The following is a 9,735-nucleotide window of genomic DNA, read 5'->3' as shown; positions in this document are numbered from 1 at the left end:
GGCCGCGCGCTGGGCCGCGCGTGCCGCGTTCGCGACGAGCCGCGCGACGGCGGGCGGCCACGTGTGCGTGTCGCTCGCCGCGCTCGCGCAGCGCTACGAGGAGCCGCTCGACGACGTGCGCGCCGCGCTTGCCGCGAGCGGCGTGGTGGCGTTCGGCACGCTGGCTCGCGGCGACGAGCGGCCGCTGATCGTCGATCGGCACGACCATCTGTATCTGTCGCGCTATTTCGACTACGAGCGGCGGCTCGCCGATGCGCTCGTCGCGCAGGCCGGCGAGGCCGCGCTCGACGATGCGTTGTCGCCCGAGCGGTTGCGCGACAGCCTCGCGCGCTACTTCGGGCCGGCGACGGGCGAAGTGGACTGGCAGCGCGTCGCGGCGATCGTCGCGCTGACGGGGCGCGTGACGATCGTCAGCGGCGGCCCCGGCACCGGCAAGACGACGACCGTCGTGGGCGTGCTGGCGTGCCTGCTCGACGCGCATCCGGGGTTGCGCATCGCGCTGGCGGCGCCCACCGGCAAGGCCGCGCAGCGGATGCAGGAAGCGCTGCACGCGCGGGCAGGCGACCTGCCGCCCGAACTCGCCGCGCGCCTGCCCGACACGTCGTACACGCTGCATCGCCTGCTGGGCGGCGGCGGGGCCGCGGGCTTCCGCCATCATCGCGACAATCCGCTGCCGTACGACCTGATCGTGGTCGACGAGGCGTCGATGATCGACGTCGCGCTCGCCGCGCATCTGCTCGACGCGCTCGCGCCGGGCGCGCGGCTCGTGCTGCTCGGCGACAAGGATCAGCTGGCGGCGGTCGAGGCCGGCGCGGTGTTCGCCGAACTGAGCGCACGGCCGACGTTTACCGCGGCGGCGCGCACGCGCATCGCGCGGGCGCTCGGCATCGACGAAGCCGCCTTCGCCGCGGCGTTGCCGGTGCCGGACGACGCGCCTGCCGAAACGGCAGCGGCTGCACGCACGGTTGCCGCTGCAGTTGCGGCGCCGGTCCAGGCGTCCGTACGGGCGTCGTTTACGGCGACGCGCAAGCCGGCGTCGCGAGCGAAACCGGATACGCGTCAGGCGTCGCTCTTCGACGACGAACCGCAGGACGAGGCGGTGTCGCCGCCCGACGCCGCGCAACGGGCTGCTTCGTCGCAGCCTGCGGACCTTGCGTCGAGCGGCTCCCGCACCGTGACGGATGCAGGCACGACCGGCGCCGGCGCCAGCCCCGCATGGATCGAGCCCGACGAACTCGCATGGCTCGACGCGATCGAGCTCGCGCCGCTCGATGCGAGCGATGCCGTGCAGGCCGCGCGGGCGTCGCTCGTCGCCACGCAAGCCGACGAAACCACGGCCGCACATCCCGCGCCCGCGCCGCTTGCGGATTGCGTCGTGTGGCTCGAACGCAATTACCGATTCGGTCTCGATTCGCCGATCGGCCGGCTGTCGGTGGCGATCCGCCGCGGCGACGTGCAGGCCGCGCTCGACGCATTGCCGACGGACGATACGGCCGCCGCGTCGTTCCACGACGACGCGGGCGATACGCTTGCGCCATCGACGGTCGAGCGGCTCGCGCGCCGGTTCGGTGCGTACCTCGATGCATTGCGCGTCGCGCTCGCGGCGCCGGCGCCCGATCCGCTGCCGCTGTTCGATGCGCTCAACCGGTTCCGCATCCTGTGCGCGACGCGCACCGGTTCGCGCGGCGCCGAGCACGTCAATGCGCTCGTGGGCGCGCATGTGCGTCACGCTGCGCGCGTGCCACTTGCGGTCGGCGCCCATTGGTTCACCGGGCGGCCGATCATGGTGACGCGCAACGACTATGCGCTCGGGTTGTTCAACGGCGACATCGGCATCGCGTTGCCCGACGCGCACGGCGTACTGCGCGTGTGGTTCCGCCGCGCCGACGGCACCGCACGCGCGGTGTCGCCTGCCGCGCTGCCGCCGCACGAAACGGCATTCGCGCTCACCGTCCATAAATCGCAGGGTTCGGAATTCGATGAGGCCGCGCTCGTGCTGCCGGCGTCGTTCGGTCGCGTGCTCACGCGCGAACTCGTCTATACGGCCGTCACGCGCGCACGCACGCGCGTGCAGGTGATCGGCCCGCGGCGCGTGCTGGCGCAGGCGGTCGCGACGCGCACGCAACGCGATTCCGGGCTCGCGGCGCGTGTCGACGAGGCGCTTGCGCGCCGCCGCAAGGAGATGTCGCGATGATGATCCGCTATACGCTCGATCCGGCCGAAGTCGAATGGACGGCCGTGCGCGCGCAGGGTGCCGGCGGGCAGAACGTCAACAAGGTGTCGAGCGCGATTCACCTGCGGTTCGACATCCGTGCGTCGTCGCTGCCGCCCGTACTCAAGGAGCGGCTGCTCGCGCTGTCCGACCAGCGCATCACGCGAGACGGCATCGTCGTGATCAAGTCGCAGGAATACCGTACGCAGGAGAAAAACCGCGACGCGGCGCTCGCGCGGCTCGATGCGCTGATCGGCAGCGTCGCGTTCACGCCGCGCGCACGGGTCGCGACGCGGCCGACGCGCGCATCGAAGGAACGGCGGCTCGAACACAAGTCACGCCGCAGCGCGGTGAAGTCGGGAAGAGGGAAGATCGTCGACTGACGAAAGCGCGGTCTACGCGGCACGCGGCAGCGCGCTGCCGCGCCTCGCTACCGCATCACGGTTCCCGCGCTGTCGAGCACGAAATCGACGCAGAACACGACGAGGCGGTTCTGCGCGCGAATCGCGACCGCCGCCGTATAGCAGTCGCGGCCTTCCGTCAGCGAGAAGTGCGGGCCCATCAGCGCGACGCGGCCCGGCGCGGCGATCGCGCGCTGGAAGTACGGCCGCCGCGACCAGTTGCTCTGGGTTTCCGGAAACAGCGGCGAAAGGCGGGTCGCGCTCGCATGGCCGTTCGCGGAAGGCGCGCCGATCGACGGCAGGAACTGCTCGCCGATCTCGTCCGTGACGAACACGCGCCGCGCGGCCGGCACGACGAATACGCGCTGCGCGGCATCGTTCAGGTTGCCGCTCGCCGAGAATGCGGCCGCACCGGCAAGCACGAGCCGCTCGATCGCGTCGAAGCCGGGTTGCTCGGCGATGACCGGCGTATGCCGGTGAGCGATGAAGCGTTGCCACGCGGCGTCGAGCATCGCGGGCGCGGCGGCGCTCGCGTGTGCGATCGACGCATCGGGCTGGCCGAACTGGAAGCCCTGGACGAAATCGATGTCGGCCTCCATCAACGCCTGCAGTCCGTCGTCGCTTTCGACGCCCTCGGCGAGCACCATCGCGCCGGCCTGATGGAGCATCGATACGAGGTGATGCATGATGCGGCGATCGTCGGCCGACCACGTCGCACGCTCGACGAGCGACCGGTCGAGCTTGACGATATCGGGCCGTGCGCGCCACACGCGGTCGAAATTCGAGAATCCGGTGCCGAAGTCGTCGATCGCGATCAGGAAGTCGCGATGCTGGATCATGTCGATCGTGCGCGCGAGCGCGGCTTCGTCGCGGGCCGGCTGTTCGATGACTTCGAGCACGATGCGATTCGGCGGCAGCGCGAAATGCCGGCACAGCGCGTCGACGAATTCGCGCTGCACGAGGCCCGAATCGAGCACGCGCGGCGTCACGTTCAGAAACAGCCAGCCGTCACCGATGCCTTGCGACACGAAATTGGCCGTATGCAGACAGCGGGCGAGCCGGTCGAGCAGCAGCGCATCGGCGTCGGCGCGTGTCTTGTCGAACAGCGCGATCGGCGAGAGCAGCGCGCCGTCCGCGTCCACGACGCGCAGCAGCGCTTCGTAACCGACCACGCGCTTGTGCGTGATCGACAGCACCGGTTGAAACACGCTACGCAGCGTCGTGTTGCGATAGGTGGCGAGCCAGCCGCTCGGGGTTGGCTTGAGGCGTTCGAGCACGGAATCGAGCGAGAGGTCGCGAGAGGGCTTCATGTCAATCGTGCCCGGCGAACGGAGGGGCGGTATCGTGCCGCCACGCTGAAGCAGTCGCACGCGCAGGTGGACGCGAAAGAACGCGGTGCATCATAACCGCCTTCTGCGGATGAGTATTCGGAGTGTAACGGGAACGCGGAGGCTCGCGTATCAGGGTAACTCCAGACGCAAACGCTAAACAGGCGCGATGCCCGCGCTATTGCGCGAGTGCAACGTCGTCGAACGAAGCGGGCGCCGGAATACCGGATCGCCGCGCGACCGTGCGTGGCCAGCGACCGATCGCGCGGCCGCGGGGAACCCGACGCGCAACAGCGCGGCGGCGCTCGCGCGGCTCAGGTCGCTGTGCCGCCGCGCGTGCGCAGGCCGGGAATCCGCTTGATCACGCCGGTCGCGAGCGCGGTGCCGACGAGCACGATCGCGCAGCCTTCGATCATCACGATCGACACGTGCTCGCCGAGGAACAGCGCGCCCCACAGCAGGCCGAACACGGGAATCACGAACGTGACGGTAATCGCGCGGGACGGCCCGATATGCGAGATCAGGTAGAAGAAGATGAAATACGCGATGCCCGTGCACGCGACGCCGAGCGCGAGCACCGCGCCCCATGCATGCATGCCGACCGGTGCGGCCGGCCACGTCGCGATCGCGAACGGCAGCAGCAGGACGGTCGAGCCGATCATGCTGCCGGCTGCGTTGACGAGCGGATCGACGCCGGTGAGCGTGCGCTTCGTGTAGTTGGCGGCGATTCCGTACAGCAGCGTCGCGCCCAGCGCGGCGGCGGCCGCGAGCGCGGTTGCGCTGGCGCCGGCACTGCCGTGCGCGTCCGCGATCTGGTTCCACACGAGCGTGAGCACGCCGGCAAAGCCGATCACGAGGCCGAGCGTGCGCGGCAGCGACAGCGTGTCCTTCAGCCACACATACGCGACGAGCGCGCCCCACAGCGGGGCCGTCGCGTTGATCACCGACGTCACGCCGGCGGACAGCGTCAGTTCGGCATAGGCGAACAGGCAGAACGGCGCGCCCGAGTTCAGGACGCCGACGACGAACAATGGCAGTGCGTGTTCGCGCAGCCGCGCGACCAGTTCGGCCGGCTTGAAGCGCGTCAGCGCGAGGGCGACGAGGAACAGCGCGCCGATGCCCACGCGCAGCGCCATCAGCGGCGCGACGCCGAATTCAGCGACGCCGATCCGGATGAACAGGAACGACGCGCCCCACAGGGCGGCGAGGACGGTGAGCAGAAAGGCGTTCTTGGGCGACATCGATCATGAAGGGCGAGGGGCGGGATGTGGTGAATCTTACACCGCGTTACCGCACCGTCGTTTCACGATCGGATGAAACGGCAAGAACCGGAAGTTCTCGCCGTGGGCCGCGCAGGCGCGCGCCAGCAGCGCTCAGTGATGGTGCCAGCCGCCGTGTCCGCCGAAACCGAAATTCAGCGACACCGCCGGGCCCCAATAGCCGCCCCACGCCGGCGCATACGCAGGTGCCGGATAGTAGTACACGGGGGCGGGGTCCACATACGCGGGCGCCGGCTGGACGGGCGCGGCCGCGTAATAGCCGGGCGGATAGTAGCCATACGGGTAGTAGCAGCCAGCGAGTGTCGCGCACGCGAGCGCCGCGGCGACGAAGGTCCGGGTCATGATGTCTCTCCGGCGGAGCCGGCAATCGGCTGATGCTTAAGCTTAGGCCGCCCGCCGATGACAGGGTGCGCAAAACGGTAACGGATCATTTCCGCACGGGATTCGCCACACCGCCGGCCCGACGGCGCCGCCCCATGCAAAAACGGCGCTTCCGCATCGCGGAAACGCCGTCCGGTTGAAACGCACCGCGCCCCGGAACCCCGGGGCGCGGGCCGGCTTACTTGCCGACCTGGTTACCGATGATGCCGCCGGCGGCCGCGCCGCCCAGCGTCGACAGCGCGTTGCCGCCGATCGCCGCGCCCGCTACACCGCCGACGCCCGCACCGATTGCCGTATCGCGCTGGCGTCGTGTCATCGAATCGCAGGCCGACAGGCTGGCCACCGTCGCAACGAGCAGCGCGCATACCCCAAAACGCCGAATCGAATAGCTCATGATCGTTGTCCTTGTGGTAGTGACTGGAGGTCGCGCGACCGGCGCCCGGTCGCGCATGATTCCAATCTACGCGCCGCTCCGTGGGGCTGCTGTAAGGACTTGTTAAGGGTCTGCCGGTTTCGTAATGAATTGTTTCGCGCGGCGCTGCGGGCATGCGTGATGCGGGCGCGCACGCAAAAAAAGCCCGCTCGAAAGCGGGCTTGGTGCAATGCGTCACGACGCGGCCGGCGCGGCCGCATCGTTCGCTTGCGGCCTTACTGGCGGTGATAGATCTCGGCGCCCGTCTTCACGAACTCGACCGCCTTGACTTCCATCCCCTTCTTCAACGCTTCGGTCTCCGATACGCCTTGCTGCGCCGCAAACTCGCGCACGTCCTGCGTGATCTTCATCGAGCAGAAGTGCGGGCCGCACATCGAGCAGAAGTGCGCGACCTTCGCCGAATCCTTCGGCAGCGTTTCGTCGTGGAATTCGCGTGCCTTGTCCGGGTCGAGACCGATGTTGAACTGGTCTTCCCAGCGGAACTCGAAGCGCGCCTTCGACAGCGCGTTGTCGCGCACCTGCGCGCCCGGGTGGCCCTTGGCGAGGTCGGCCGCGTGCGCGGCGAGCTTGTACGTGATGATCCCTTCCTTCACGTCGTCCTTGTTCGGCAGCCCGAGGTGCTCCTTCGGCGTCACGTAGCACAGCATCGCGGTGCCGAACCAGCCGATCATCGCGGCGCCGATGCCCGACGTGATGTGGTCGTAGCCCGGCGCGATGTCGGTGGTCAGCGGCCCGAGCGTGTAGAACGGCGCTTCCTTGCACCAGTCGAGCTGCAGATCCATGTTCTCCTTGATCAGCTGCATCGGCACGTGGCCGGGGCCTTCGATCATCACCTGCACGTCGTGCTTCCACGCGATCTGCGTGAGCTCGCCGAGCGTCTTCAGCTCGCCGAGCTGCGCTTCGTCGTTCGCGTCGTAGATCGAGCCGGGGCGCAGGCCGTCGCCGAGCGAGAAGCTCACGTCGTACGCCTTCATGATCTCGCAGATCTCTTCGAAGTGTTCGTACAGGAAGCTTTCCTTGTGATGCGCGAGGCACCACTTCGCCATGATCGAGCCACCGCGCGACACGATGCCCGTCATCCGGTTCGCGGTGAGCGGCACGTATTGCAGGCGCACGCCCGCGTGGATCGTGAAGTAGTCGACGCCTTGCTCGGCCTGTTCGATCAGCGTGTCGCGGAAGATTTCCCAGGTGAGATCCTCGGCCTTGCCGTTGACCTTCTCGAGCGCCTGGTAGATCGGCACCGTGCCGATCGGCACCGGGCTGTTGCGGATGATCCACTCGCGCGTTTCATGAATGTGCTTGCCGGTCGACAGGTCCATCACCGTGTCGCCGCCCCAGCGGATCGCCCACGTCATCTTGTCGACTTCCTCGCCGATCGACGACGTGACGGCCGAGTTGCCGATGTTCGCGTTGATCTTCACGAGGAAGTTGCGGCCGATGATCATCGGCTCGGATTCCGGGTGGTTGATGTTCGCGGGGATGATCGCGCGGCCGCGCGCGACTTCGTCGCGCACGAATTCCGGCGTGATCTCGGCCAGCGCGTTCGCGCCGAAGGCCGCGGCGCCGAACGCCTGGCCCGGGTGCTGGCGGCCCATCATCGCGGCGAGCTTCGCGCCGTTCGGGCCGCTCGACTTCAGGCTCTCGATGTATTCGGCGCGGCGCTGGTTCTCGCGGATCGCGATGTATTCCATTTCCGGCGTGATGATGCCCTGGCGCGCATAGTGCATCTGCGTGACGTTCTTGCCGGCTTGCGCGCGGCGCGGGTTGCGGTGCAGGCCCGGGAAACGCAGGTCGGCGGTGGCCGGGTCGGCCGCGCGCTCGAGACCGTACTGGCTCGACAGGCCGGGGAGCACCTCGGTGTCGCCGCGCGCTTCGATCCAGCGCTGGCGCAGCGCGGGCAGGCCCGCGCGGATGTCGATCTTCGCGTCCGGATCGGTGTACGGGCCCGACGTGTCGTACACGTAGATCGGCGGATTCTTCTCGCCGCCGAAGCCGGTCGGGGTGTCGGCCTGCGTGATTTCGCGCATCGGCACGCGGATGTCGGGCTGCGAGCCGGTTACATAGACCTTGCGCGAATTGGGCAGCGGCGCGACGGCAGCGGCGTCGACGTGGGCGTCGGCAGACAGAAACTTCGGATTGGCGTTCATGCAATCTCCTGTGTGAGCGCCGGACAGGCGCTTCGGCGCTTGCCCGGAGCCCTTGACGAATGTGGGGCTCGAGCTAAGCAGGAGACGAGGTTTGGTGAGGCGGCGGATTTCGTCAGAAGGATGGCGGTGAAATCCGTACGCTTCCCTGCGCTGGCATTATCCAGATCAGGTTCAAAGGGTATTTCTCACCCGCAATGCCGGTTGTTCGACCGAACGCATTGCAGGACCCCCGCGTTAGCAGCGCACACGATACACTGGCTTGGCGGCGGTTTCAACCGGGAGGCGATCGGACCGTGCCGGTGCGGCCGCAGCATGGCGGGCGATGCGATGGCCCGTCGAAATGACAGCGTGCGGCGCCGCTCCACGGCCCCACGGCTCGGCCGGCCGCCGCGAAGCGGTGCAACATGGCGCGCCTTCGCGCGACCTCAAAAAAATTTCGCAGCGGCTGTCATTTCCCGCGACGTCGTCCGTCTATTCGGCTCCTTAAACCCATGTTTTGGAGAGATGTCATGAAAAACGTACTGATCGCCGCCTGTGTCGCTGCTTTCGCCACGCTTGCAACGGGCGCGTATGCGCAGAACGACGCGATGTCGCAAAACGGCTCGTCGATGTCGAAGGACGCGATGGGCCACGACGCGATGGCGAAGGATGCGATGGGCCATGACGCGATGGCGAAGGATGGCGCGATGAAGAAGGGCGCCATGAAGAAACATGCGATGAAGAAGGACGCGATGTCGCACGACGAGATGGGCAAGTCGTCAGGCGACAAGATGGCGCCGTCGAACTGACAGCGCCGGCTACGGGCGTGCGGCCGGCGCGTGTGCTCGACGACGGCCGCACGCGTCTCGTTTTGTCTCGACGCGTCACGTCGACGTGTTCCGGGAGTCCTCATCATGCAAACCGTTCCCGCCACCGGGCGCGCAACCGCCACACCGCCAGCCCGCAAGATTCATCCGCTGTGGGTGCGCATGAGCCACTGGCTCAACGCGCTCGCGGCCATCCTGATGGCGCTGTCCGGCTGGCGCATCTACGATGCGTCGCCGATCTATCCGCCGTTCGTGTTTCCGCACGGCATCACGCTCGGCGGCTGGCTGGGCGGCGCGCTGCAATGGCATTTCGCGGCGATGTGGCTGCTCGTCGGCAACGGGCTGTTCTACCTGACGATGTCGATCGCGACCGGACGCCTCGCCCGCAAGATGCTGCCCGTCACGCCGGCGTCCGTGTGGCGCGACGTGCGCGCCGCGCTGCGCGGCCGGCTCGCGCACGACGATCTGAGCGTCTACAACGCGGTGCAGCGCGCCGCGTACCTGGTCGCGATCGTCGACCTGATCGTGCTGGTGCTGTCCGGGCTGACGATCTGGAAGTCGGTGCAGTTTCCGCTGCTGCGCGAACTGTTCGGCGGTTACGACAACGCGCGCGTCGTGCATTTCTGGGCGATGTCGCTGCTCGTCGCGTTCTTCGTCGTGCACGTCGCGATGGCGCTGCTGGTGCCGCGCTCGCTGCTCGCGATGCTGCGCGGGCGCTGACCCGCAACTCCGGGTGAAGGAAATCAT

General features: G+C 68.2%; 9 protein-coding genes and 1 riboswitch. Of the genes, 4 read left to right on the top strand and 5 right to left on the bottom strand.

All coding sequences use genetic code 11. The features are described from left to right. Positions 1-2,194: AAA family ATPase (locus O1Q03_RS31610; protein ID WP_269508339.1), on the top strand; the 2,194-nt coding region annotated here is incomplete at its 5' end. Next, on the top strand, positions 2,191-2,595 hold the full coding sequence (arfB, locus tag O1Q03_RS31605; protein ID WP_269508336.1) for an alternative ribosome rescue aminoacyl-tRNA hydrolase ArfB: 405 nt from the start codon (positions 2,191-2,193) through the stop codon (positions 2,593-2,595). The genes O1Q03_RS31610 and arfB, both read left to right, overlap by 4 nt. A 47-nt stretch (positions 2,596-2,642) precedes the next feature. On the opposite strand, the gene O1Q03_RS31600 is transcribed toward arfB, so the two are convergent. The 5 genes from O1Q03_RS31600 to thiC form a co-directional block, all read right to left on the bottom strand. Next, complete coding sequence (locus O1Q03_RS31600; protein WP_269508334.1) at positions 2,643-3,923, bottom strand: sensor domain-containing phosphodiesterase; 1,281 nt, start codon at positions 3,921-3,923, stop codon at positions 2,643-2,645. 332 nt (positions 3,924-4,255) lie between these two features. Further along, positions 4,256-5,182, bottom strand: a complete 927-nt coding sequence (locus O1Q03_RS31595; protein WP_269508331.1) for a DMT family transporter — start codon at positions 5,180-5,182, stop codon at positions 4,256-4,258. Positions 5,183-5,314: 132 nt separating this feature from the next. Further along, entirely contained in the window at positions 5,315-5,563 is a 249-nt protein-coding gene (locus O1Q03_RS31590; protein ID WP_269508329.1) for a hypothetical protein, read from the bottom strand. A gap of 217 nt (positions 5,564-5,780) precedes the next feature. Then, on the bottom strand, positions 5,781-5,996 hold the full coding sequence (locus O1Q03_RS31585; protein WP_057927920.1) for a glycine zipper 2TM domain-containing protein: 216 nt from the start codon (positions 5,994-5,996) through the stop codon (positions 5,781-5,783). 254 nt (positions 5,997-6,250) lie between these two features. Beyond that, positions 6,251-8,182: a phosphomethylpyrimidine synthase ThiC gene (thiC, locus tag O1Q03_RS31580; RefSeq protein ID WP_034206861.1), complete on the bottom strand. Its 1,932-nt coding sequence runs from the start codon at positions 8,180-8,182 to the stop codon at positions 6,251-6,253. A 124-nt stretch (positions 8,183-8,306) separates the two neighbouring features. Further along, a riboswitch (TPP riboswitch) is annotated at positions 8,307-8,423 on the bottom strand. A 268-nt stretch (positions 8,424-8,691) separates the two neighbouring features. Here thiC and O1Q03_RS31575 point away from each other — a divergent pair. Then, complete coding sequence (locus tag O1Q03_RS31575) at positions 8,692-8,970, top strand: pentapeptide MXKDX repeat protein (protein WP_269508327.1); 279 nt, start codon at positions 8,692-8,694, stop codon at positions 8,968-8,970. Between the two features lie 105 nt (positions 8,971-9,075). Then, a complete protein-coding gene (locus tag O1Q03_RS31570) occupies positions 9,076-9,708 on the top strand; it encodes a cytochrome b/b6 domain-containing protein (protein WP_269508324.1) in 633 nt (210 codons plus the stop codon). Positions 9,709-9,735: the final 27 nt, after the last annotated feature.

The organism is Burkholderia sp. IMCC1007, from assembly GCF_027257875.1.
Taxonomy (GTDB): domain Bacteria; phylum Pseudomonadota; class Gammaproteobacteria; order Burkholderiales; family Burkholderiaceae; genus Burkholderia.
Note: the sequence above shows the minus strand (reverse complement) of the source record. Positions and strands in the feature narration are given on the sequence as shown.